General features: G+C 51.7%; 22 protein-coding genes, 1 pseudogene and 1 other annotated feature. Of the genes and pseudogenes, 17 read left to right on the top strand and 6 right to left on the bottom strand.

Annotated elements, in window-relative coordinates; all coding sequences use genetic code 11:
* The 5 genes from dnaN (at window position 1) to yidA (ending at window position 6182) form a co-directional block, all read left to right on the top strand.
* Window positions 1-1101 carry a DNA polymerase III subunit beta gene (gene dnaN / locus HUZ68_RS22980; protein WP_000673464.1) on the top strand — a complete coding sequence of 367 codons (1101 nt, stop codon included), beginning with the start codon at window positions 1-3 and terminating at the stop codon, window positions 1099-1101.
* Window positions 1101-2174 carry a DNA replication/repair protein RecF gene (recF, locus tag HUZ68_RS22975; protein WP_000060112.1) on the top strand — a complete coding sequence of 358 codons (1074 nt, stop codon included), beginning with the start codon at window positions 1101-1103 and terminating at the stop codon, window positions 2172-2174. Before dnaN ends, recF begins: the two co-directional genes overlap by 1 nt.
* Before the next feature lie 28 nt (window positions 2175-2202).
* Window positions 2203-4617, top strand: coding sequence for a DNA topoisomerase (ATP-hydrolyzing) subunit B (gene gyrB, locus HUZ68_RS22970; RefSeq protein ID WP_239593980.1), 2415 nt, complete (start codon window positions 2203-2205; stop codon window positions 4615-4617).
* Window positions 4618-4856: 239 nt separating this feature from the next.
* On the top strand, window positions 4857-5255 hold the full coding sequence (locus HUZ68_RS22965) for a YidB family protein (protein WP_033815327.1): 399 nt from the start codon (window positions 4857-4859) through the stop codon (window positions 5253-5255).
* A gap of 114 nt (window positions 5256-5369) precedes the next feature.
* Window positions 5370-6182: a sugar-phosphatase gene (gene yidA, locus HUZ68_RS22960; RefSeq protein ID WP_000985549.1), complete on the top strand. Its 813-nt coding sequence runs from the start codon at window positions 5370-5372 to the stop codon at window positions 6180-6182.
* 45 nt (window positions 6183-6227) lie between these two features.
* Here yidA and HUZ68_RS22955 read toward each other — a convergent pair whose 3' ends face one another.
* The gene (locus HUZ68_RS22955) at window positions 6228-6884 is read right to left on the bottom strand and encodes a YidX family protein (protein ID WP_000772950.1); all 657 of its coding nucleotides are present in this window, start codon (window positions 6882-6884) and stop codon (window positions 6228-6230) included.
* Window positions 6885-7019: 135 nt separating this feature from the next.
* Between HUZ68_RS22955 and HUZ68_RS22950 the strand changes: the two are divergent.
* Window positions 7020-7133 (top strand): annotated as a pseudogene (locus HUZ68_RS22950) (hypothetical protein); the annotation flags it as partial.
* Here HUZ68_RS22950 and cbrA read toward each other — a convergent pair.
* Window positions 7130-8194 carry a colicin M resistance lipid reductase CbrA gene (gene cbrA, locus HUZ68_RS22945; RefSeq protein ID WP_033815341.1) on the bottom strand — a complete coding sequence of 355 codons (1065 nt, stop codon included), beginning with the start codon at window positions 8192-8194 and terminating at the stop codon, window positions 7130-7132. The pseudogene HUZ68_RS22950 and the gene cbrA overlap by 4 nt on opposite strands.
* A gap of 100 nt (window positions 8195-8294) precedes the next feature.
* Here cbrA and HUZ68_RS22940 point away from each other — a divergent pair, with 100 nt between their 5' ends.
* On the top strand, window positions 8295-9509 hold the full coding sequence (locus tag HUZ68_RS22940; protein WP_033815340.1) for a YidR family protein: 1215 nt from the start codon (window positions 8295-8297) through the stop codon (window positions 9507-9509).
* Window position 9510: 1 nt separating this feature from the next.
* Here the strand turns inward: HUZ68_RS22940 and HUZ68_RS22935 are convergent, their stop codons facing one another.
* Entirely contained in the window at window positions 9511-9843 is a 333-nt protein-coding gene (locus HUZ68_RS22935; protein ID WP_000620888.1) for a YceK/YidQ family lipoprotein, read from the bottom strand.
* A gap of 239 nt (window positions 9844-10082) precedes the next feature.
* Window positions 10083-10155, top strand: a sequence feature (ROSE (Repression Of Heat Shock gene Expression) occurs in the 5'-region of heat shock genes and acts as an RNA thermometer to modulate expression.).
* Here HUZ68_RS22935 and ibpA point away from each other — a divergent pair.
* From ibpA to HUZ68_RS22920, 3 genes are all read left to right on the top strand, one after another.
* On the top strand, window positions 10149-10562 hold the full coding sequence (ibpA, locus tag HUZ68_RS22930) for a small heat shock chaperone IbpA (RefSeq protein WP_001243437.1): 414 nt from the start codon (window positions 10149-10151) through the stop codon (window positions 10560-10562). (Overlaps the previous feature by 7 nt.)
* 111 nt (window positions 10563-10673) lie before the next feature.
* Window positions 10674-11102 carry a small heat shock chaperone IbpB gene (gene ibpB / locus HUZ68_RS22925; RefSeq protein WP_001243431.1) on the top strand — a complete coding sequence of 143 codons (429 nt, stop codon included), beginning with the start codon at window positions 10674-10676 and terminating at the stop codon, window positions 11100-11102.
* 195 nt (window positions 11103-11297) lie between these two features.
* The gene (locus HUZ68_RS22920) at window positions 11298-12959 is read left to right on the top strand and encodes a putative transporter (RefSeq protein ID WP_001279763.1); all 1662 of its coding nucleotides are present in this window, start codon (window positions 11298-11300) and stop codon (window positions 12957-12959) included.
* Here HUZ68_RS22920 and HUZ68_RS22915 read toward each other — a convergent pair.
* Window positions 12956-13672 carry a GntR family transcriptional regulator gene (locus tag HUZ68_RS22915; protein WP_001300779.1) on the bottom strand — a complete coding sequence of 239 codons (717 nt, stop codon included), beginning with the start codon at window positions 13670-13672 and terminating at the stop codon, window positions 12956-12958. The two genes, HUZ68_RS22920 and HUZ68_RS22915, sit on opposite strands and share 4 nt — an antisense overlap.
* Before the next feature lie 295 nt (window positions 13673-13967).
* On the opposite strand from HUZ68_RS22915, the gene HUZ68_RS22910 reads away from it, so the two are divergent.
* Entirely contained in the window at window positions 13968-15584 is a 1617-nt protein-coding gene (locus tag HUZ68_RS22910) for a PTS sugar transporter subunit IIB (protein ID WP_000952127.1), read from the top strand.
* Window positions 15584-16906 (top strand): 6-phospho-alpha-glucosidase, encoded by a 1323-nt coding sequence (locus tag HUZ68_RS22905; RefSeq protein ID WP_000160112.1) that lies wholly within the window; start codon window positions 15584-15586, stop codon window positions 16904-16906. Before HUZ68_RS22910 ends, HUZ68_RS22905 begins: the two co-directional genes overlap by 1 nt.
* Here the strand turns inward: HUZ68_RS22905 and HUZ68_RS22900 are convergent.
* Window positions 16903-17796, bottom strand: coding sequence for a helix-turn-helix transcriptional regulator (locus tag HUZ68_RS22900; protein ID WP_239593979.1), 894 nt, complete (start codon window positions 17794-17796; stop codon window positions 16903-16905). The two genes, HUZ68_RS22905 and HUZ68_RS22900, sit on opposite strands and share 4 nt — an antisense overlap.
* Before the next feature lie 166 nt (window positions 17797-17962).
* On the opposite strand from HUZ68_RS22900, the gene HUZ68_RS22895 reads away from it, so the two are divergent.
* Window positions 17963-19678, top strand: a complete 1716-nt coding sequence (locus HUZ68_RS22895; protein ID WP_001087117.1) for a solute:sodium symporter family transporter — start codon at window positions 17963-17965, stop codon at window positions 19676-19678.
* Window positions 19675-21168: a sulfatase family protein gene (locus tag HUZ68_RS22890; protein ID WP_033815326.1), complete on the top strand. Its 1494-nt coding sequence runs from the start codon at window positions 19675-19677 to the stop codon at window positions 21166-21168. Before HUZ68_RS22895 ends, HUZ68_RS22890 begins: the two co-directional genes overlap by 4 nt.
* 46 nt (window positions 21169-21214) lie before the next feature.
* On the opposite strand, the gene yidI is transcribed toward HUZ68_RS22890, so the two are convergent.
* Complete coding sequence (yidI, locus tag HUZ68_RS22885) at window positions 21215-21664, bottom strand: protein YidI (protein ID WP_000511299.1); 450 nt, start codon at window positions 21662-21664, stop codon at window positions 21215-21217.
* Between the two features lie 108 nt (window positions 21665-21772).
* Here yidI and HUZ68_RS22880 point away from each other — a divergent pair, with 108 nt between their 5' ends.
* Genes HUZ68_RS22880 through HUZ68_RS22870 form a run of 3 tightly spaced genes read left to right on the top strand, consistent with a single transcriptional unit; the run spans window position 21773 to window position 22966 of the window.
* Entirely contained in the window at window positions 21773-22120 is a 348-nt protein-coding gene (locus HUZ68_RS22880) for a YidH family protein (protein WP_000703959.1), read from the top strand.
* Window positions 22110-22472 carry a DUF202 domain-containing protein gene (locus HUZ68_RS22875; RefSeq protein WP_001113432.1) on the top strand — a complete coding sequence of 121 codons (363 nt, stop codon included), beginning with the start codon at window positions 22110-22112 and terminating at the stop codon, window positions 22470-22472. Before HUZ68_RS22880 ends, HUZ68_RS22875 begins: the two co-directional genes overlap by 11 nt.
* Entirely contained in the window at window positions 22469-22966 is a 498-nt protein-coding gene (locus HUZ68_RS22870; RefSeq protein ID WP_021557341.1) for a radical SAM protein, read from the top strand. Before HUZ68_RS22875 ends, HUZ68_RS22870 begins: the two co-directional genes overlap by 4 nt.

The following is a 22966-nucleotide window of genomic DNA, read 5'->3' as shown; positions in this document are numbered from 1 at the left end:
ATGAAATTTACCGTAGAACGTGAGCATTTATTAAAACCGCTACAACAGGTGAGCGGGCCGTTAGGTGGTCGTCCTACGCTACCGATTCTCGGTAATCTGCTGTTACAGGTTGCTGACGGTACGTTGTCGCTGACCGGTACTGATCTCGAGATGGAAATGGTGGCACGCGTTGCGCTGGTTCAGCCACACGAGCCAGGAGCGACGACCGTTCCGGCGCGCAAATTCTTTGATATCTGCCGTGGTCTGCCTGAAGGCGCGGAAATTGCCGTGCAGCTGGAAGGTGAGCGGATGCTGGTGCGCTCCGGGCGTAGCCGTTTTTCGCTGTCTACCCTGCCAGCGGCGGATTTCCCGAACCTCGATGACTGGCAGAGTGAAGTCGAATTTACCCTGCCGCAGGCGACGATGAAGCGTCTGATTGAAGCGACCCAGTTTTCTATGGCGCATCAGGACGTTCGCTATTACTTAAACGGTATGCTGTTTGAAACCGAAGGTGAAGAACTGCGCACCGTAGCGACCGACGGCCACCGTCTGGCGGTCTGTTCAATGCCAATTGGTCAATCTTTGCCAAGCCATTCGGTGATCGTGCCGCGTAAAGGCGTGATTGAACTGATGCGTATGCTCGACGGCGGCGATAATCCGCTGCGTGTGCAGATTGGCAGCAACAATATTCGCGCCCACGTTGGCGACTTTATCTTCACCTCTAAACTGGTGGATGGTCGCTTCCCGGATTACCGCCGCGTTCTGCCGAAGAATCCGGACAAACATCTGGAAGCAGGCTGCGATCTCCTCAAGCAGGCGTTTGCTCGCGCGGCAATTCTCTCTAACGAGAAATTCCGCGGTGTGCGCCTGTATGTCAGCGAAAACCAGCTGAAAATCACCGCCAACAACCCGGAACAGGAAGAAGCGGAAGAGATCCTCGACGTTACCTATAGCGGTGCGGAGATGGAAATCGGCTTCAACGTCAGCTATGTGCTGGATGTTCTGAACGCGCTGAAATGCGAAAACGTCCGCATGATGCTGACCGATTCGGTTTCCAGCGTGCAGATTGAAGATGCAGCCAGCCAGAGCGCGGCTTATGTTGTCATGCCAATGAGACTGTAATGTCCCTCACCCGCTTGTTGATCCGCGATTTCCGCAACATTGAAACCGCGGATCTCGCTTTATCTCCCGGCTTTAACTTTCTGGTAGGTGCCAACGGCAGTGGCAAAACCAGCGTGCTGGAAGCCATCTATACGCTCGGCCATGGTCGGGCGTTTCGCAGTTTGCAGATTGGTCGCGTCATTCGCCACGAGCAGGAGGCGTTTGTTCTCCACGGGCGATTACAGGGCGAAGAGCGCGAGACGGCGATTGGCTTAACCAAAGACAAACAGGGCGACAGCAAAGTCCGCATCGACGGTACTGACGGGCATAAAGTCGCGGAACTGGCGCACCTGATGCCAATGCAGCTGATAACGCCAGAAGGGTTTACTTTACTCAACGGCGGCCCCAAATACAGAAGAGCATTCCTCGACTGGGGATGCTTTCACAACGAACCCGGATTTTTCACCGCCTGGAGCAATCTCAAGCGATTGCTCAAGCAGCGCAATGCGGCGCTGCGCCAGGTGACACGTTACGAACAGCTACGCCCGTGGGATAAAGAACTGATCCCGCTGGCGGAGCAAATCAGCACCTGGCGCGCGGAGTATAGCGCCGGTATCGCGGCCGATATGGCTGATACCTGTAAGCAATTTCTCCCTGAGTTTTCTCTGACTTTCTCTTTCCAGCGCGGCTGGGAGAAAGAGACAGAATATGCTGAGGTGCTGGAACGTAATTTTGAACGCGATCGCCAGCTAACCTACACCGCGCATGGCCCGCATAAAGCGGACTTACGCATTCGCGCCGACGGTGCGCCGGTGGAAGATACCTTATCGCGTGGGCAGCTTAAGCTGTTGATGTGCGCCTTACGTCTGGCGCAAGGAGAGTTCCTCACCCGTGAAAGCGGGCGGCGGTGTCTCTACCTGATAGATGATTTTGCCTCTGAGCTTGATGATGAGCGTCGCGGGCTGCTTGCCAGCCGCTTAAAAGCGACGCAATCGCAGGTCTTTGTCAGCGCGATCAGTGCTGAACACGTTATAGACATGTCGGACGAAAATTCGAAGATGTTTACCGTGGAAAAGGGTAAAATAACGGATTAACCCAAGTATAAATGAGCGAGAAACGTTGATGTCGAATTCTTATGACTCCTCCAGTATCAAAGTCCTGAAAGGGCTGGATGCGGTGCGTAAGCGCCCGGGTATGTATATCGGCGACACGGATGACGGCACCGGTCTGCACCACATGGTATTCGAGGTGGTAGATAACGCTATCGACGAAGCGCTCGCGGGTCACTGTAAAGAAATTATCGTCACCATTCACGCCGATAACTCTGTCTCTGTACAGGATGACGGGCGCGGCATTCCGACCGGTATTCACCCGGAAGAGGGCGTATCGGCGGCGGAAGTGATCATGACCGTTCTGCACGCAGGCGGTAAATTTGACGATAACTCCTATAAAGTGTCCGGCGGTCTGCACGGCGTTGGTGTTTCGGTAGTAAACGCCCTGTCGCAAAAACTGGAGCTGGTTATTCAGCGCGAGGGTAAAATTCACCGTCAGATCTACGAACACGGTGTACCGCAGGCTCCGCTGGCGGTTACCGGCGAGACTGAAAAAACCGGCACCATGGTGCGTTTCTGGCCCAGCCTCGAAACCTTCACCAATGTGACCGAGTTCGAATATGAAATTCTGGCGAAACGTCTGCGTGAGTTGTCGTTCCTCAACTCCGGCGTTTCCATTCGTCTGCGCGACAAGCGTGACGGCAAAGAAGACCACTTCCACTATGAAGGCGGCATCAAGGCGTTCGTTGAATATCTGAACAAGAACAAAACGCCGATCCACCCGAATATCTTCTACTTCTCCACCGAAAAAGACGGTATCGGCGTCGAAGTGGCGTTGCAGTGGAACGATGGCTTCCAGGAAAACATCTACTGCTTTACCAACAACATTCCGCAGCGTGACGGCGGTACTCACCTGGCAGGCTTCCGTGCGGCGATGACCCGTACCCTGAACTCCTACATGGACAAAGAAGGCTACAGCAAAAAAGCCAAAGTCAGCGCCACCGGTGACGATGCGCGTGAAGGCCTGATTGCGGTCGTTTCCGTGAAAGTGCCGGACCCGAAATTCTCCTCCCAGACCAAAGACAAACTGGTTTCTTCTGAGGTGAAATCGGCGGTTGAACAGCAGATGAACGAACTGTTGGCGGAATACCTGCTGGAAAACCCAACTGACGCGAAAATCGTGGTTGGCAAAATTATCGATGCTGCCCGTGCCCGTGAAGCGGCGCGTCGCGCTCGTGAAATGACCCGCCGTAAAGGTGCGCTCGACTTAGCGGGCCTGCCGGGCAAACTGGCAGACTGCCAGGAGCGCGATCCGGCGCTTTCCGAACTGTACCTTGTGGAAGGGGACTCCGCGGGCGGCTCTGCGAAGCAGGGGCGCAACCGCAAGAACCAGGCGATTCTGCCGCTGAAGGGTAAAATCCTCAACGTCGAGAAAGCGCGCTTCGATAAGATGCTTTCTTCTCAGGAAGTGGCGACGCTTATCACCGCGCTTGGTTGTGGTATCGGTCGTGACGAGTACAACCCGGACAAACTGCGTTATCACAGCATCATCATCATGACCGATGCGGACGTCGACGGCTCGCACATTCGTACGCTGCTGTTGACCTTCTTCTATCGTCAGATGCCGGAAATTGTTGAACGCGGTCACGTCTACATCGCTCAGCCGCCGCTGTACAAAGTGAAGAAAGGCAAGCAGGAACAGTACATTAAAGACGACGAAGCGATGGATCAGTACCAGATCTCTATCGCGCTGGACGGCGCAACGCTGCACACCAACGCCAGCGCACCGGCATTGGCTGGCGAAGCGTTAGAGAAACTGGTGTCTGAGTACAACGCGACGCAGAAAATGATCAACCGCATGGAGCGTCGTTATCCGAAAGCAATGCTGAAAGAGCTTATCTATCAGCCGACGCTGACGGAAGCCGACCTCTCTGATGAGCAGACCGTTACCCGGTGGGTGAACGCGCTGGTCAGCGAACTGAACGACAAAGAACAGCACGGCAGCCAGTGGAAGTTTGATGTCCACACCAATGCCGAACAAAACCTGTTCGAGCCGATTGTTCGCGTGCGTACCCACGGTGTGGATACTGACTATCCGCTGGATCACGAGTTTATCACCGGTGGCGAATATCGTCGTATCTGCACGCTGGGTGAGAAACTGCGTGGCTTGCTGGAAGAAGATGCGTTTATCGAACGTGGCGAGCGTCGTCAGCCGGTAGCCAGCTTCGAGCAGGCGCTGGACTGGCTGGTGAAAGAGTCCCGTCGCGGCCTCTCCATCCAGCGTTATAAAGGTCTGGGCGAGATGAACCCGGAACAGCTGTGGGAAACCACCATGGACCCGGAAAGCCGTCGTATGCTGCGCGTTACCGTTAAGGATGCGATTGCCGCTGACCAGTTGTTCACCACGCTGATGGGCGACGCCGTTGAACCGCGCCGTGCATTTATTGAAGAGAACGCCCTGAAAGCGGCGAATATTGATATTTAATGGCGTTAACAATGCGAGCGTGCCTGATGCGCTACGCTTATCAGGCCTACGAGACTCCTGCAATATATTGAATTTGCATGTTTTTGTAGGCCGGATAAGGCGTTCACGCCGCATCCGGCAAGAAGCTATAAGAAAAGGGCGGAGATCATCTCCGCCCTTTTTATTTCTGCAATCCGCAATTATCATCCCGCAGTTCTATACTTTTTGGGTCAACACGTAACGCTTTACAGGTGATTATCATGGGGCTTTTTGATGAAGTTGTCGGCGCCTTTCTGAAAGGCGATGCGGGGAAATATCAGGCGATTTTAAGTTGGGTTGAGGAGCAGGGCGGCATTCAGGTGCTGCTGGAAAAACTGCAAAGTGGCGGCTTAGGGGCCATTCTCTCAACCTGGCTGAGTAATCAACAGGGCAATCAATCGGTGAGCGGCGAGCAACTGGAATCGGCGCTCGGCACAAATGCGGTGTCCGAGCTCGGGCAAAAACTTGGCGTGGATACCAGTACAGCTTCCAGTTTACTGGCAGAACAATTGCCGAAGATTATTGATGCGCTCTCACCGCAAGGTGAAGTGTCACCACAAGCCAATAACGATCTGCTTTCCGCAGGCATGGAACTGCTGAAAGGGAAACTCTTCCGCTAAGCAAATGGGGAGCACGCAACGCGCGTTGCATCCCCCTTTTCCCTCGGGTGTTGTACTGATTTTTGAGCGGAATCGCGTTAGCATGGGTCAGGAACCAATCTACCTGGGGAACTCATGGCTATCAAACTCATTGCTATCGATATGGATGGCACCCTTCTGCTGCCCGATCACACCATTTCACCTGCCGTTAAAAATGCGATTGCTGCAGCTCGCGCCCGTGGCGTAAATGTCGTGCTAACGACGGGTCGCCCTTATGCAGGTGTTCACAATTACCTGAAAGAGCTGCATATGGAACAGCCGGGCGACTACTGCATTACTTATAACGGCGCGCTGGTACAGAAGGCCGCTGATGGTAGCACTGTGGCGCAAACCGCTCTCAGCTATGACGACTACCGTTTCCTGGAAAAACTCTCTCGCGAAGTCGGTTCTCATTTCCACGCACTGGACCGCACCACGCTGTACACCGCCAACCGTGATATCAGCTACTACACGGTGCATGAATCCTTCGTTGCTACTATTCCGCTGGTGTTCTGCGAAGCGGAGAAAATGGACCCCAATACCCAGTTCCTGAAAGTGATGATGATTGATGAACCCGCCATCCTCGACCAGGCTATCGCGCGTATTCCGCAGGAAGTGAAAGAGAAATATACCGTGCTGAAAAGTGCGCCGTACTTCCTCGAAATCCTCGATAAACGCGTTAACAAAGGTACGGGGGTGAAATCACTGGCCGACGTGTTAGGTATTAAACCGGAAGAAATCATGGCGATTGGCGATCAGGAAAACGACATTGCAATGATTGAATATGCAGGCGTCGGTGTGGCAATGGATAATGCTATTCCTTCGGTGAAAGAAGTGGCGAACTTTGTCACCAAATCCAACCTTGAAGATGGCGTGGCGTTTGCCATTGAAAAGTATGTGCTGAATTAATCTATGGGCGGGCAAACAGCATAAACGCGTTTGCCCGCTTACTGATTATTGGTTTACTGCATATACAACCAGAAATTGCAGCGGTGCAGTAATGATGTCCAGCGTAACAGTCACTGGCAGTAATGCTGCGGAAACACCATCCGGAATGCCTCTGGGTGAATAGTATTCATAAAATCGCACTTTAAATGGATGGTAGAACGCCATCACCTTTGAGTAATCCATGTTTTTATTTTTCTCATGGATTGTGCCTTTTAGGTTTTCCAGTGACCTGGTACAGTGTTGAACACCACAGGCAAAACCATAATGCGTTGCCAGTGCCTTTTCTTCTTCGTTATTCCAGTAGTAGTAAAGCGATATTGTGCCGGTAAATTTCTTTTTCCCCGCATTTAAAACAAATCTTGCGTCATCGGCAACCTGAATATTGTGCCGGTTAAGTGCTGGATCATTGAGCATCTTAACGATGTCATCGGCACCATCAGTGATAAGGTAATCCAGCGATTCCCCTACAAAAACATAGCCTTTTGTTCCATTACTATCTTTTGCCTGCGATAGCCCAGTGATGGTGTCTGACTGCGATTGATACTTTCCTGAACTACCCTTTGCGGTATGGGAAACCAGAGCATACGAGATACAGCCTGAAAGCATCAGCGCCAGTGGGAATAAACTGGCAGCCTTAAAAAATCCCTTAAAATTCAACTTCATGATTAATCCTTTAAACGAGTAGCTAAGCCGTTGAAAGCATACTCTTCTTTCCCTCCTGTTTAGCGCCTGATCTCCCTTTTCAGATTTCTGCCCGATATAAGACCTTTTCTTATGAGGTGTTTTTTTGTGGACTAATATCTGTTGCAAGGCTATGGCTTTGCCCCGGCACTGGTTTATATCTCCGCCGTCGCGTTGATTGGCGCGCTCTCTTACATCCTGCTGGTGGGCGATGTGAAGCGCGTTGGCTAATCCTTCAACTGTGGAATATGTGCCACACCACTGCGCATAATCCACTTTCTTAAAGCCGGTGCGGTCAGGCATCGGCTTTTTACTATCTTGCCGAAGAGTTTTAAACGCAGTTTGCGGGTGGCGCGCCAGTAAGCGGCGTTGCTCTTCTCCGGCTGTTTCAGGAACACCGCACGCAGAATCTCTGCGCTATCCAGCGCATAGCTAATCCCCTCCAGCGAGCTGGCGCTGATAAATCCCGCCGCTTCGCCAATTAGAAAGGCGTTGTCCTTACCGCAGACAAAATCCTGCCAGCGTGAGGGAAACAGCACCGTGCATTTTTCGCTTTTCACCGCCTTACCAAACTGGAACTGAAAGGCGCTCATTTTCTCTTTCAGCGTCGCGAAACGCGTCTGACCGTCTTTCATTGGATAGGCACCGCCAAAGATAAAATAACCGTCTTTGCTGATGCTCCATGAGTAACAGTCAGTTATCGCATTATCAAAGATGCAGGAGTAGAACGGCACAGGATGTTTCTCTGCGAACCACTGCTGGATAGCGACATATTTACGGATTTGATGATCCGGGTAGAGATGTCGCCGCACCATCGAGTTTGCGCCATCGGCACCGACCAGATAGCGGGCGGTAATATGCTGCTCCCAACCGTCTGCACGAAAAATGACATGCCATTTATCATCCTCACGCCAGATTTTTCGGCACAGGCTATCGTGATAAACCTCAACGCTGGCGGGGATCAGCGATTTCATCCACAAGTCGAAAGCATGGCGATTAATATTGATATAGCTTCGCTGGTAGTTACGCGTGAGCGATGCGGCGACGTCGACGGTTTTGACGCTGAAAATCTGCGGATTAGCGATCACATCGACAGGAAGCGTCAGCCCATCGCGAATAAAAGATCGCTGCGCGTCCGGTGCCAGCAGACCGCCACAAGGTTTGCTGAAACCTTCAGTACCATGCTGGTGCTTTTTATCCAGCGCGATCACCTGCATTTTGCCTGCTAACTTTCGTGCCAACGCCGATCCTGCCGGGCCGAGGCCAATAATCGCCACGTCGAAATGTTCCATCTTTTCACTCACATTCATCACGATGGCAAAAGACTATTGTCTGAAAGTGAAGTCCTTGTGAAGTATGATGGCGGGAACCGTTTTGTATCAGGACCGCGCCATGAAACAGATAACCTTTGCTCCCCGCAATCACCTGCTCACTAATACCAATACCTGGACGCCCGACAGCCAGTGGCTGGTATTTGACGTGCGTCCTTCTGGGGCGTCGTTTACCGGCGAGACCATTGAGCGTGTGAATATCCATACCGGCGAGGTCGAGGTTATCTATCGCGCGTCACAGGGCGCACACGTCGGCGTGGTGACCGTTCATCCGAAGTCAGATAAATATGTCTTTATTCACGGCCCTGAAAATCCTGATGAAACATGGCATTACGATTTCCATCATCGACGCGGAGTCATTGCTGAAGGCGGCAAGGTGAGCAATCTCGATGCAATGGATATTACTGCACCGTACACCCCAGGAGCGCTGCGCGGCGGCAGCCATGTACATGTCTTTAGCCCGGACGGTGAAAGGGTGAGCTTTACCTATAACGACCATGTAATGCATCAACTCGATTCGGCGCTGGATTTGCGAAACGTCGGTGTTGCGGCACCGTTTGGCCCGGTCAACGTACAAAAGCAGCATCCGCGCGAATACAGCGGTAGCCACTGGTGCGTGCTGGTGAGTAAAACCACGCCCACGCCGCAGCCTGGCAGCGATGAAATCAATCGTGCTTATGAAGAAGGATGGGTAGGAAATCACGCGCTGGCGTTTATTGGCGACACACTTTCGCCAAAGGGCGAGAAAGTGCCGGAGCTATTTATCGTTGAGTTACCGCAAGATGAAGCTGGCTGGAAAGCGACAGGTGATGCGCCGTTAAGTGGAACGGAAACAACCCTGCCCGCGCCACCGCGTGGCGTCGTGCAGCGACGTTTAACCTTTACCCACCATCGGGCTTATCCGGGGTTAGTCAACGTCCCGCGCCACTGGGTGCGCTGTAATCCGCAGGGTACGCAAATCGCGTTTTTAATGCGTGATGATAACGGCATTGTGCAACTGTGGCTTATCTCGCCACAGGGCGGCGAGCCGCGCCAGTTAACCCATAACAAAACGGATATTCAGTCTGCATTTAACTGGCATCCATCAGGAGAATGGTTGGGCTTTGTGCTGGATAATCGAATTGCTTGTGCCCATGCGCAAAGCGGCGAGGTTGAGTATTTAACCGAAAACCACGCCAATCCGCCTTCTGCGGACGCTGTGGTCTTCTCGCCGGATGGTCAGTGGCTGGCGTGGATTGAAGGCGGCCAACTGTGGATCACCGAAACTGATCGCTAAATCAGTTATCAGGCATTCTGGCCGGTGGAATAACCGCATTGGTGGCTTGCGCGTTGGCTTCGCTTTTTTCAACGCGTGAGCGCACCGAGCTGTCTTTGCGGAACACATCCCACGGCAGTAAAAGCGTGTCCATCACAGCGGTAAACGGCATATCGAGAATCGCCAGCGACTTAGTGCCCCAGTTGGTTTCATCGTCGCCAATCATGGTGGCGCTGGCGCGGGTGCCGGGATACGTTCCTTCTTTCCCCCCGGTATGGGACATCACGCTGGAGCATCCTCCGAGTAATGTCATTCCGCTGCATATCATGAACGCTAACAACACATTTCTTATCATAATAAATTCATCTGTTGATCGTGGGTGTTGGCCTGATGAGTTATAGCGATCCCTTGCTGAAAATAACATCATCATTACGTCGCTCTGTGGCGGCTATCGCACTTTAACGTTTCGTGCTGCCCCCTCAGTCTATGCAATAGACCATAAACTGCAAAAAAAAGTCCGCTGATAAGGCTTGAAAAGTTCATTTCCAGACCCATTTTTACATCGTAGCCGATGAGGACGCGCCTGATGGGTGTTCTGGCTACCTGACCTGTCCATTGTGGAAGGTCTTACATTCTCGCTGATTTCAGGAGCTATTGATTATGCGTAACTTTGATTTATCCCCGCTTTACCGTTCTGCTATTGGATTTGACCGTTTGTTTAACCACTTAGAAAACAACCAGAGCCAGAGTAATGGCGGCTACCCTCCGTATAACGTTGAACTGGTAGACGAAAACCATTACCGCATTGCTATCGCTGTGGCTGGTTTTGCTGAGAGCGAACTGGAAATTACCGCCCAGGATAATCTGCTGGTGGTGAAAGGTGCTCACGCCGACGAACAAAAAGAGCGCACCTATCTGTACCAGGGCATCGCTGAACGCAACTTTGAACGCAAATTCCAGTTAGCTGAGAACATTCATGTTCGTGGGGCTAACCTGGTAAATGGTTTGCTGTATATCGATCTCGAACGCGTGATTCCGGAAGCGAAAAAACCGCGCCGTATCGAAATCAACTAATTCCCTAAGGCCGCCTGGCGCGGCCTGACATCTCCATGCTCGCCGTCAGGGAGCATATGCGAATCTTCGGATTTGCAGGTACTTACTCGCTTCTTAGAAGGAGAAATGACTATGCGTAACTTCGATTTATCCCCACTGATGCGTCAATGGATCGGTTTTGACAAACTGGCCAACGCACTGCAAAACGCCGGTGAAAGCCAGAGCTTCCCGCCGTATAACATTGAGAAAAGCGACGATAACCACTACCGCATTACCCTTGCGCTGGCGGGTTTCCGTCAGGAAGATTTAGAGATTCAACTGGAAGGTACGCGCCTGAGCGTAAAAGGCACGCCGGAGCAGCCAAAAGAAGAGAAAAAATGGCTGCATCAAGGGCTTATGAATCAGCCATTTAGCCTGAGTTTTACGCTGGCTGAAAATATGGAAGTCTCTGGCGCAACTTTCGTAAACGGTTTACTGCATATTGATTTAATTCGTAATGAGCCTGAACCCATCGCAGCGCAGCGTATCGCTATCAGCGAACGTCCCGCGTTAAATAGCTAACTAGCTATTCTCTTTGCCCCGCCATTCTGGTGGGGCTTTTTTTGTCTTTCTTCTTCAACAATGCGTTAAATTTCGACTGTTTAAGATATTTCGGCACGTTCTTTCCCGTGATAATGTGCGCTATAAGGCAAATCTGCTTCACCGATTCAGCCATAATCCGTAGCAATTAAAATGTTATCTCAAGAGAAATGGACGATGAGTGATATAGCATTAACGGTCAGTATTCTGGCTTTGGTGGCAGTCGTCGGTTTGTTTATCGGCAACGTCAAATTTCGCGGCATAGGATTAGGTATTGGCGGCGTGCTGTTTGGTGGGATCATCGTCGGCCATTTTGTTTCTCAGGCGGGGATGACATTAAGTAGCGATATGCTGCATGTTATTCAGGAATTTGGCCTGATCCTGTTCGTTTATACTATCGGGATTCAGGTAGGGCCGGGCTTCTTTGCCTCATTGCGCGTCTCCGGATTACGCCTCAACCTGTTTGCTGTTCTGATCGTCATCATCGGTGGTCTGGTTACCGCCATCCTGCATAAACTGTTTGATATTCCACTGCCGGTAGTGCTGGGGATTTTCTCCGGTGCGGTTACCAATACGCCAGCGCTGGGGGCAGGGCAGCAGATCTTGCGCGACCTGGGTACACCAATGGAAATGGTCGATCAGATGGGGATGAGTTACGCGATGGCGTATCCATTCGGCATTTGCGGGATTTTGTTCACCATGTGGATGTTGCGGGTTATTTTCCGCGTCAATGTCGAGACAGAAGCCCAGCAGCACGAATCTTCACGCACCAATGGCGGCGCGCTGATCAGGACTATCAATATTCGCGTTGAGAACCCTAACCTGCATGATTTAGCCATTAAAGATGTACCGATTCTCAACGGCGACAAAATTATCTGCTCGCGTCTGAAACGCGAAGAAACCCTAAAAGTTCCTTCGCCAGATACCATTATCCAACTGGGCGATTTGCTGCATCTGGTGGGTCAGCCAGCGGATTTACATAATGCGCAACTGGTGATTGGTCAGGAGGTCGATACTTCGCTGTCCACGAAAGGCACTGATTTGCGCGTCGAGCGTGTGGTGGTTACCAATGAAAACGTGCTTGGTAAGCGTATTCGCGACCTGCATTTTAAAGAACGCTATGACGTTGTTATCTCGCGCCTGAACCGTGCCGGGGTCGAACTGGTCGCCAGTGGCGATATCAGCCTGCAGTTCGGCGATATCCTCAATCTGGTGGGGCGTCCGTCCGCAATTGATGCCGTTGCCAATGTGCTGGGGAATGCGCAGCAAAAACTGCAACAGGTTCAGATGCTGCCAGTGTTTATTGGCATCGGGCTAGGCGTATTGTTAGGTTCTATTCCCGTCTTTGTGCCGGGATTCCCGGCCGCGTTGAAACTGGGGCTGGCGGGCGGTCCGCTGATTATGGCGTTGATCCTCGGGCGTATCGGCAGTATCGGCAAGCTGTACTGGTTTATGCCGCCAAGTGCCAACCTCGCGCTGCGGGAGCTGGGGATCGTGCTGTTCCTCTCGGTCGTTGGTCTGAAATCTGGTGGGGATTTTGTAAATACCCTGGTCAATGGCGAAGGGCTAAGCTGGATTGGTTATGGTGCCCTGATCACCGCCGTTCCGCTGATTACTGTTGGCATTCTGGCGCGGATGTTAGCCAAAATGAATTACCTGACCATGTGCGGGATGCTGGCAGGTTCCATGACCGATCCTCCGGCGCTGGCGTTTGCTAATAATCTTCATCCAACCAGCGGTGCGGCGGCGCTCTCTTACGCCACTGTCTATCCGTTGGTGATGTTCCTGCGCATTATCACCCCCCAATTACTGGCGGTGCTCTTCTGGAGTATCGGTTAACTCTTTTCCGGGTGGAGTCGCCGTAAATGGTACTCCACCTGGTATTCGCTGGCATTTCTGAACATCACTGAATAATTCAAAAACTCCCCGCTCTCGCTATATGACAACGAGGTGATCCGCAGCAGTGGCGTGTGTTCCGCTACCTTCATTTGCCGCGCCAGCAGTCTATCGGCGAGCACCGGCGTCAGGCTTTCATAATTACCGCCAATCAGAATCCCGCACTCTTGTTCAATATATTCAAACTTCGACCCTTCCAGATGTTGCAGCGAAAGGTTACGGAACAGTTTTACCGGCATATAGCTGTCTTCCAGCATCAGCGGTTTCCCTTCCACAAAACGAACGCGACGGGAGAAGTAGATCTGCTCGTTGATTTGAATCCGTAACTGGCTGGCAATGGCCGGAGGCGCAGGCATGATTTCAAAAATCAGCACCTGGCTGGTGACCGTTTTTCCCTGACGTTTTAACACCTCCACCAGCCCGGTCAGGCTGGCGGTTTGATGCAGTACATCTTTGCGTACCAGGTAAGTGCCGCTGCCGTGGCGGCGGACCACCAGCCCCCACGCTACCAGCAGGTCAATCGCTTTACGGATGGTCATCCGCGATACCGCAAACTCTTCTGCCAGCTTTTTTTCACCGGGAAGAAGGCTGTTTAGCGTGAAATCTGCGGAATTAAGTCTAATTCTTAACCGCTCCGCAATGCTTTTGTAGATCATCTCTAGATCTCTTTTTTGCCTGCAAGCCCGGGTAATGCGCCCACAAGTTCTGCTTAATCGATTGAAAAAACATCTTATTTTTAAAGATGTGTTCGATGCTGTGTACCTGTGCTCACAGAGGTCTACTTTTTCGCGAAAACGTAGATCTCTACCGCCCAACGAAAAGCATGAAAGCGATCACGAATCCCATTGGGTCGTCATGTTCTGCCGATCGCATCTTCCTATCCTCGCTCCAGGCCTGCCGCATAACCAATCAGGCTTCCTACTTACAGAATTGAGAAAAGAGGATGTGGAAATGCTCAGTCAAATTCAACGCTTTGGCGGCGCGATGTTCACGCCAGTGCTGCTGTTTCCCTTCGCCGGGATTGTGGTGGGTCTTGCCATCTTGCTGCAAAACCCGATGTTTGTCGGGGAATCACTGACCGATCCGAACAGTTTATTCGCGCAAATCGTACACATTATTGAAGAGGGCGGTTGGACGGTATTCCGTAATATGCCGCTGATTTTTGCTGTCGGTTTACCCATTGGCCTTGCTAAGCAAGCGCAGGGGCGAGCTTGTCTGGCGGTGATGGTGAGTTTCCTGACCTGGAACTATTTCATCAATGCGATGGGAATGACCTGGGGAAGTTACTTCGGCGTCGATTTCACTCAGGACGCGGTGGCAGGTAGCGGTCTGACAATGATGGCCGGGATTAAAACCCTCGATACCAGCATTATCGGCGCAATTATCATTTCCGGCATTGTGACGGCGCTGCATAACCGTCTGTTCGATAAAAAACTGCCGGTGTTTCTCGGCATTTTCCAGGGGACGTCTTATGTGGTGATTATCGCCTTCCTGGTGATGATCCCCTGTGCCTGGCTGACATTGCTCGGCTGGCCAAAAGTACAAATGGGGATTGAATCTCTGCAAGCGTTCCTGCGTTCGGCGGGTGCGCTTGGGGTGTGGGTTTACACCTTCCTCGAACGTATTCTGATCCCAACCGGTTTACACCACTTCATCTACGGACCGTTTATCTTTGGTCCGGCAGCTGTTGAAGGCGGAATTCAGATGTACTGGGCGCAGCATCTGCAAGAGTTCAGTTTGAGCGCCGAGCCGCTGAAATCGTTGTTCCCGGAAGGCGGTTTTGCCCTGCACGGTAACTCAAAAATCTTTGGTGCCGTGGGCATTTCTTTAGCGATGTACTTCACTGCCGCACCGGAAAATCGGGTAAAAGTGGCTGGCTTGCTGATTCCCGCAACCTTAACCGCCATGCTGGTGGGAATTACCGAACCGCTGGAATTTACCTTCCTGTTCATTTCACCGTTGCTGTTTGCGGTACACGCTGTGCTTGCGGCCTCAATGTCGACCGTAATGTATCTCTTTGGTGTGGTGGGCAACATGGGCGGAGGTCTGATTGACCAGGTTTTACCGCAAAACTGGATCCCGATGTTCAGCAACCACGCGGATATGATGCTGACCCAAATCGCCATTGGGTTGTGCTTTACCCTGCTGTACTTCGTGGTTTTCCGCACCCTGATTCTGCAATTCAACATGTGCACGCCGGGACGTGAAGATGCGGAAGTGAAACTCTACTCAAAAGCCGAATACAAAGCCTCGCGAGGCCAAACCACCGCGGCAGAGCCAAAAAAAGAGCTGGATCAGGCTGCCGGTATCCTGCAAGCCCTGGGCGGGGTCGGCAATATCTCCAGCATCAACAATTGCGCGACGCGTCTACGTATTGCACTGCATGACATGTCACAAACGCTGGATGACGAAGTCTTTAAAAAGCTGGGAGCGCACGGCGTCTTCCGTAGTGGCGATGCCATTCAGGTGATCATTGGTCTGCATGTATCCCAGCTGCGTGAACAGCTCGATAGCTTAATTAATTCTCATCAATCAGCAGAAAATGTTGCCATTACGGAGGCAGTATAATGACCAAATTCTCAGTGGTTGTCGCTGGCGGTGGAAGCACCTTTACGCCAGGCATCGTGTTGATGCTCCTGGCGAATCAGGACCGTTTCCCGCTTCGTGCACTGAAATTTTATGATAACGATGGCGCGCGGCAGGAAGTGATTGCCGAAGCCTGTAAAGTCATCCTTAAAGAGAAAGCGCCGGACATTGCGTTTAGTTACACCACCGATCCTGAAGTGGCGTTCAGCGACGTTGATTTTGTCATGGCGCACATCCGCGTCGGCAAGTACCCGATGCGCGAACTGGATGAAAAAATCCCGCTGCGCCACGGCGTTGTTGGTCAGGAAACTTGCGGACCCGGCGGAATAGCGTACGGCATGCGTTCCATTGGCGGCGTCCTGGAACTGGTGGATTATATGGAAAAATATTCACCAAACGCCTGGATGCTCAACTACTCCAACCCGGCAGCCATTGTCGCAGAAGCCACGCGTCGTCTGCGCCCGAATGCGAAAATCCTCAACATCTGTGACATGCCAATCGGTATTGAAAGCCGGATGGCGCAAATTGTTGGGCTGCAAGATCGCAAACAGATGCGCGTGCGCTACTACGGCCTGAACCACTTTGGCTGGTGGACATCAATTGAAGATTTGCAGGGCAACGACCTGATGCCCCAGCTGCGGCAATATGTCTCGAAGCACGGTTATGTTCCACCGCAGCAAGATACGCATACTGAAGCGAGCTGGAACGACACCTATGCAAAAGCGCGGGATGTCCAGGCACTGGACCCGGATACATTGCCGAACACCTATCTGAAATATTATCTCTTCCCGGATTATGTCGTTCAGCATTCCAACCCTGAACATACCCGCGCGAATGAGGTGATGGAACATCGCGAGAAACAGGTTTTCGATGCTTGCCGCGCCATTACGGCGGCAGGAAATTCAGCGGCGGGCAAGCTGGAGATTGACGAACATGCGTCATACATCGTCGATCTGGCGGCGGCAATTGCCTTCAACACTCAGGAGCGGATGTTGCTGATTGTGCCTAACAACGGGGCAATTCATAACTTTGATGATGAAGCGATGGTCGAGATCCCGTGTCTGGTCGGGCACAACGGACCAGAACCACTGGTGGTCGGCGATATCCCGCAGTTTCAGAAAGGGTTAATGAGTCAGCAAGTGGCGGTGGAAAAACTGGTCGTGGACGCCTGGGAACAGCGTTCATATCAGCACCTGTGGCAGGCGATTACGTTGTCGAAAACGGTACCGAGCGCCTCGGTCGCCAAAGCTATTCTGGATGAGTTGCTGGAGGCCAACAAAGCGTACTGGCCAGAGTTACGTTAATTGTGTGGACTGGCATCCGTTGGGTGCTGGTCCGTATTCTTTAGCACGGCTGACGGCGCATAACCAAATTTATGTTTAAAGGCTTTGCTGAAATGAAAGGAGTCGAAGAAGTTGAGCGTATCAGCGACTTCGCCAACCGAGTTTCCTTGTTGCTTTAATAGCGATAGCGCCAGATCCAGACGCGCATCGAGGTAATATTCTTTCGGCGTCTTTCCGGTATAGCGTAAAAACAGACGACGCAACCAGGCTTCGCTACAGGGGATCGTGGCAGCCATATCGGCTACGCTCCAGCGTTGTTGCAGACTGGCATGTAAAGTGGCAATTAATTTTTCAATTTGCCGCCGTTGTGGATCTTTTTTACCGTCTGCGTACATAAGACAAATCCACTGATAAATAATTTTCGTCAGAAAAGCGACTGCCAGATTATTTTTTATTGCTTCTGGTGAAGTTATTAACTCAGCAACTTCGGTGAGTTCCTGATTATAAATTTCGCCATTGTAAATAACGCTTTGCTGACCGACGGGAATATCCATCATACTGGTGGGGGTAAATTCCATCCAGTATTGTTCCCAGACTAAACCTTCACAGTGATAAGAGTGAATATCCATTGGCTTTAAAAATATAATACAGTTGCCATGCAGTGTTATTTGTTCGCCATTCTTTAAAAGAATTTTCCCACATCCTTGTACGGTATACACCGCAACCCATGAGTTGGCGATAAGCGGTTTCTTCTTGTCCCGCGGCCAGATCACCCGGTAATGCTCGTCGGTGTAGGTATGCCAGAGCGAGATCAGAGAAATTCCGCTGGAGATCACATTTTCGTTAATCAATAAGGGAATATTGTATGGAGTTTCGTTTTTTACATCTGAAGTTTGCAATTTTCCATTCATTTTAATATCCCTCCGGCGAATTATGCTCACAACCTGAACTTAACAGAAAACAATCCGTTCAGGGATACGACGTTTGTATTTTAAGAATCTGACTGCCTGACCCGACGCATTTTACCTCTCCCTATATTCATGCGTCCGGGACATAAACATAAATAAGGGCTATGAGATGAATTCGTTACAAATCTTGAGTTTTGTCGGTTTTACGCTGCTGGTGGCGATCATCACCTGGTGGAAGGTTCGCAAAACAGATACCGGATCGCAACAAGGCTATTTTCTTGCCGGACGTTCACTAAAAGCGCCGGTTATTGCCGCTTCGTTAATGTTAACCAACCTTTCCACGGAACAACTGGTTGGTCTTTCCGGGCAGGCCTACAAAAGCGGCATGTCGGTGATGGGCTGGGAAGTGACTTCAGCGGTGACGCTGATCTTCCTCGCGCTAATCTTTTTACCGCGCTATCTGAAGCGCGGCATTGCCACCATCCCCGATTTTCTGGAGGAACGTTATGATAAAACGACGCGTATTATCATCGACTTCTGCTTCCTCATTGCCACCGGCGTCTGCTTTCTGCCGATTGTTCTCTACTCCGGCGCGTTGGCGCTCAACAGCCTGTTTCACGTCGGGGAATCGCTACAGATTTCTCACGGTGCGGCTATCTGGCTATTGGTAATTTTGCTTGGTCTGGCGGGAATTTTGTATGCGGTGATCGGCGGACTGCGCGCAATGGCAGTGGCGGACTCCATCAACGGTATTGGGCTGGTTATCGGCGGGTTGATGGTGCCGGTATTTGGCCTGATCGCGATGGGCAAGGGCAGCTTTATGCAGGGCATTGAGCAAATTACCACCGTTCACGCCGAGAAATTAAACTCAGTCGGTGGCCCGACCGATCCCTTGCCGATTGGCGCGGCATTTACCGGTTTAATTCTGGTGAACACCTTTTACTGGTGTACAAATCAGGGCATCGTGCAACGCACGCTGGCGTCAAAAAGCCTGGCGGAAGGGCAAAAGGGGGCGCTGTTAACGGCGGTGCTGAAAATGCTCGACCCGCTGGTACTGGTGCTGCCAGGGTTGATTGCGTTTCATCTGTATCAGGATCTACCGAAAGCCGACATGGCCTACCCGACGCTGGTCAATAACGTTCTGCCAGTGCCACTGGTGGGTTTCTTCGGCGCGGTGTTATTTGGTGCGGTGATCAGTACCTTCAACGGCTTTCTGAATAGCGCCAGTACGTTATTCAGTATGGGTATTTACCGTCGCATCATTAACCAGAATGCCGAGCCGCAGCAGCTGGTCACCGTCGGGCGCAAATTTGGTTTCTTTATCGCTATCGTTTCGGTGCTGGTCGCGCCGTGGATCGCCAACGCGCCGCAGGGGCTGTATAGCTGGATGAAACAGCTCAACGGCATTTACAACGTGCCGCTGGTTACCATCATCATTATGGGCTTTTTCTTCCCGCGCATCCCGGCGCTGGCGGCAAAAGTGGCGATGGGGATTGGCATAATCAGCTACATCACCATCAACTATCTGGTGAAGTTCGACTTCCATTTCCTCTATGTGCTGGCCTGTACGTTCTGCATCAACGTGGTCGTGATGCTGGTGATCGGTTTTATCAAACCGCGCGCCACGCCGTTCACCTTCAAAGATGCGTTTGCGGTGGACATGAAACCGTGGAAAAACGTCAAGATCGCGTCAATTGGCATCCTGTTCGCGATGATTGGCGTCTATGCCGGGCTGGCTGAATTCGGCGGCTACGGTACGCGCTGGTTAGCGATGATCAGTTATTTCATTGCCGCCGTAGTGATTGTCTACCTGATTTTTGACAGCTGGCGGCATCGTCACGACCCAGCCGTAACCTTTACTCCCGACGCGAAGGATAGCCTATGAAACGCCCCAATTTTCTGTTCATCATGACCGATACCCAGGCCACCAATATGGTCGGTTGCTATAGCGGTAAACCGCTGAATACGCAAAATATTGATAGTCTGGCGGCGGAAGGTATTCGCTTTAATTCCGCCTACACCTGTTCACCGGTTTGTACACCGGCGCGCGCCGGGCTGTTTACCGGTATCTACGCTAACCAGTCCGGGCCGTGGACCAACAACGTCGCGCCGGGTAAAAACATCTCCACTATGGGGCGCTACTTTAAGGATGCCGGCTATCACACCTGTTACATCGGCAAATGGCATCTCGACGGTCATGACTATTTCGGCACTGGCGAGTGTCCGCCGGAGTGGGACGCTGATTACTGGTTCGATGGGGCGAACTATCTTAGCGAACTGACGGAAAAAGAGATTAGCCTGTGGCGCAATGGCCTAAACAGCGTCGAAGATTTACAGGCGAACCATATTGACGAAACCTTCACCTGGGCGCACCGCATCAGCAATCGGGCGGTGGATTTTCTGCAACAGCCCGCGCGCACCGAGGAACCCTTCCTGATGGTGGTTTCGTATGATGAGCCGCATCACCCGTTCACCTGTCCGGTGGAGTATTTAGAGAAATACGCTGATTTTTACTACGAGCTGGGCGAGAAAGCACAGGATGACCTGGCGAACAAACCAGAACATCACCGCTTATGGGCGCAGGCGATGCCATCGCCAGTCGGTGATGACGGGCTTTATCACCATCCGCTCTATTTTGCCTGTAATGACTTTGTTGATGACCAAATAGGACGGGTCATCAATGCCTTAACGCCAGAGCAACGTGAAAATACGTGGGTTATTTATACATCCGATCACGGCGAAATGATGGGCGCACATAAGCTGATCAGTAAAGGAGCGGCGATGTATGACGACATCACCCGTATTCCGCTGATCATCCGTTCGCCGCAAGGGGAGCGGCGACAGGTCAATACGCCAGTCAGTCATATCGATTTACTGCCGACAATGATGGCGCTGGCAGATATTGAAAAACCAGAGATTCTGCCGGGGGAAAATATCCTTGCCGTGAAAGAGCCACGCGGCGTGATGGTGGAATTTAACCGCTACGAGATTGAGCATGACAGCTTTGGCGGTTTTATTCCGGTGCGTTGCTGGGTGACGGATGACTTTAAACTGGTGCTCAACCTCTTCACCAGTGATGAACTTTACGATCGCCGTAATGATCCAAATGAAATGCATAACCTGATCGATGATGCCCATTTTGCCGACGTTCGCAGCAAAATGCATGACGCCTTATTGGATTATATGGACAAAATTCGCGATCCGTTCCGCAGTTACCAATGGAGCCTGCGTCCGTGGCGTAAAGATGCACAGCCGCGCTGGATGGGGGCATTTCGTCCACGCCCACAAGATGGTTATTCGCCAGTGGTACGCGACTATGACACCGGCCTGCCGACACAAGGGGTGAAGGTGGAAGAGAAAAAACAGAAGTTCTGACGATAATGCCCGCTGATGAACACCCGGCGGGCATTATTCAGGCTGCTTAAACCAGTGAACCGCCAGTCAGGAAGGAAAAGATAAGGAATATCAGCAAAATGCTGCACACGATGCCGATACCAAAAAGCAAGGTATGGAAAGCCAGCGTCCCGCCGCCAAAAACCAGCGCGCCGCGAATGCCCCAGCGATTTTCCTTACGCATACCGCCAATAAATGCGCAAAGTAGCGCAGCAATGGCCAGTGCGATACCGCTTTGATCGAGGATTTTATCGACATCCACGTCCTCTTTTCTCTCCACGGTGGTAATTTTTTCGCCTTTTATTCCGGCGAGAAGACCTCTTTTAATTTCAGCCGTTTTGTCCGCCACGATGCTTTCAAGCGTTGGCGGTGGTGCGGAAAAAGGGCCGAATGAAAAGTGGATAATCCCCATCATTAAAGCGATGGCACCGAATAGCATGCCCAATGAACTGATTTTATTTTGCGCTATGATACCCATCTGACCTCCTTGTAGCGGATGGCAAAAGCATATCAGGAAACGGGCGGACGAAATTCTTAAAAAAAACCGCTAAAGGTAGAGCGTTAGTGAAATTGCAAAGGAGCAACAATGAAAATTTCCCGCCTTGGAGAAGCGCCCGATTACCGCTTCTCGCTGGCTAATGAGCGTACTTTTCTGGCGTGGATCCGTACCGCACTAGGATTTCTGGCGGCGGGGGTTGGGCTTGATCAACTTGCGCCAGATTTCGCCACGCCCGTCATTCGCGAACTGCTGGCGTTGTTGTTGTGTCTGTTTTCCGGCGGGTTAGCGATGTATGGCTACTTGCGCTGGTTACGCAATGAAAAAGCGATGCGTCTGAAAGAGGACCTGCCCTACACCAACAGCTTATTAATCATCAGCTTAATATTGATGGTCGTAGCAGTGATCGTTATGGGACTGGTGTTGTATGCCGGATAGCCGCAAAGCCAGACGCATTGCCGACCCAGGGCTGCAGCCGGAGCGTACATCACTGGCGTGGTTTCGTACCATGCTGGGCTACGGCGCGTTGATGGCGTTGGCTATCAAACACAACTGGCACCAGGCGGGCATGTTATTCTGGATTTCGATTGGCATCCTCGCCATCGTGGCGCTGATCCTCTGGCACTACACCCGTAATCGCAATTTAATGGATGTCACGAATAGCGATTTTTCCCAATTTCACGTAGTCCGTGACAAATTTTTGATCTCCCTCGCGGTGTTATCTCTCGCAATACTGTTTGCTGTAACGCATATACATCAACTTATCGTATTTATTGAGAGAGTCGCATGACAGGAAGTCAGGTCATTGATGCTGAAGAGGACAGGCATAAACTGGTTGTAGAGTATAAGGATACTCTGCAACCTGCCGATTTTTATCACAATTTCAAACAGCGGGGCATCCGCTCCGTACAGCTTATTCCCCATCTTGAATTTGATGACCGGGGCGATATGACGGCCGCTTCGGTGACAGCAGAGCTGTGGGGGAAATTTTTAATTGCCCTGTTTGAGTGTTGGGTGCGGGCAGATATCAGTCGTATTTCGATTGAGCTTTTTGATGCCACTTTACAAAAATGGTGTGGCAGCGAAAACCCGCACCCGCGCCGTGACTGCCAGGCGTGCGACTGGCATCGGCTGTGTCCGCACGCTCGGGAGGAGACGCCAGACAGCATGCTATGTGCGGGCTATCAGGCGTTTTATTCTTACTCCGCACCGCATATGCGGGTAATGCGTGATCTGATAAAGCAGCATCGTTCTCCCATGGAGCTGATGACGATGCTGCGGTGA

Origin of the sequence: Shigella dysenteriae, assembly GCF_022354085.1 — a bacterium.
Classification (GTDB): Bacteria; Pseudomonadota; Gammaproteobacteria; order Enterobacterales; family Enterobacteriaceae; genus Escherichia; species Escherichia coli.
This window is presented reverse-complemented; position numbering and strand designations above follow the sequence as displayed.

Bases quoted from the DNA above. Each gene is read 5' to 3' on its own strand.
- dnaN (WP_000673464.1), top strand. From the start codon at position 1: ATGAAATTTACCGTAGAACGTGAGCATTTATTAAAACCGCTACAACAG.
- recF (WP_000060112.1), top strand. From the start codon at position 1,101: ATGTCCCTCACCCGCTTGTTGATCCGCGATTTCCGCAACATTGAAACC.
- gyrB (WP_239593980.1), top strand. From the start codon at position 2,203: ATGTCGAATTCTTATGACTCCTCCAGTATCAAAGTCCTGAAAGGGCTG.
- HUZ68_RS22965 (WP_033815327.1), top strand. From the start codon at position 4,857: ATGGGGCTTTTTGATGAAGTTGTCGGCGCCTTTCTGAAAGGCGATGCG.
- yidA (WP_000985549.1), top strand. From the start codon at position 5,370: ATGGCTATCAAACTCATTGCTATCGATATGGATGGCACCCTTCTGCTG.
- HUZ68_RS22955 (WP_000772950.1), bottom strand. From the start codon at position 6,884: ATGAAGTTGAATTTTAAGGGATTTTTTAAGGCTGCCAGTTTATTCCCA.
- cbrA (WP_033815341.1), bottom strand. From the start codon at position 8,194: ATGGAACATTTCGACGTGGCGATTATTGGCCTCGGCCCGGCAGGATCG.
- HUZ68_RS22940 (WP_033815340.1), top strand. From the start codon at position 8,295: ATGAAACAGATAACCTTTGCTCCCCGCAATCACCTGCTCACTAATACC.
- HUZ68_RS22935 (WP_000620888.1), bottom strand. From the start codon at position 9,843: ATGATAAGAAATGTGTTGTTAGCGTTCATGATATGCAGCGGAATGACA.
- ibpA (WP_001243437.1), top strand. From the start codon at position 10,149: ATGCGTAACTTTGATTTATCCCCGCTTTACCGTTCTGCTATTGGATTT.
- ibpB (WP_001243431.1), top strand. From the start codon at position 10,674: ATGCGTAACTTCGATTTATCCCCACTGATGCGTCAATGGATCGGTTTT.
- HUZ68_RS22920 (WP_001279763.1), top strand. From the start codon at position 11,298: ATGAGTGATATAGCATTAACGGTCAGTATTCTGGCTTTGGTGGCAGTC.
- HUZ68_RS22915 (WP_001300779.1), bottom strand. From the start codon at position 13,672: ATGATCTACAAAAGCATTGCGGAGCGGTTAAGAATTAGACTTAATTCC.
- HUZ68_RS22910 (WP_000952127.1), top strand. From the start codon at position 13,968: ATGCTCAGTCAAATTCAACGCTTTGGCGGCGCGATGTTCACGCCAGTG.
- HUZ68_RS22905 (WP_000160112.1), top strand. From the start codon at position 15,584: ATGACCAAATTCTCAGTGGTTGTCGCTGGCGGTGGAAGCACCTTTACG.
- HUZ68_RS22900 (WP_239593979.1), bottom strand. From the start codon at position 17,796: ATGAATGGAAAATTGCAAACTTCAGATGTAAAAAACGAAACTCCATAC.
- HUZ68_RS22895 (WP_001087117.1), top strand. From the start codon at position 17,963: ATGAATTCGTTACAAATCTTGAGTTTTGTCGGTTTTACGCTGCTGGTG.
- HUZ68_RS22890 (WP_033815326.1), top strand. From the start codon at position 19,675: ATGAAACGCCCCAATTTTCTGTTCATCATGACCGATACCCAGGCCACC.
- yidI (WP_000511299.1), bottom strand. From the start codon at position 21,664: ATGGGTATCATAGCGCAAAATAAAATCAGTTCATTGGGCATGCTATTC.
- HUZ68_RS22880 (WP_000703959.1), top strand. From the start codon at position 21,773: ATGAAAATTTCCCGCCTTGGAGAAGCGCCCGATTACCGCTTCTCGCTG.
- HUZ68_RS22875 (WP_001113432.1), top strand. From the start codon at position 22,110: ATGCCGGATAGCCGCAAAGCCAGACGCATTGCCGACCCAGGGCTGCAG.
- HUZ68_RS22870 (WP_021557341.1), top strand. From the start codon at position 22,469: ATGACAGGAAGTCAGGTCATTGATGCTGAAGAGGACAGGCATAAACTG.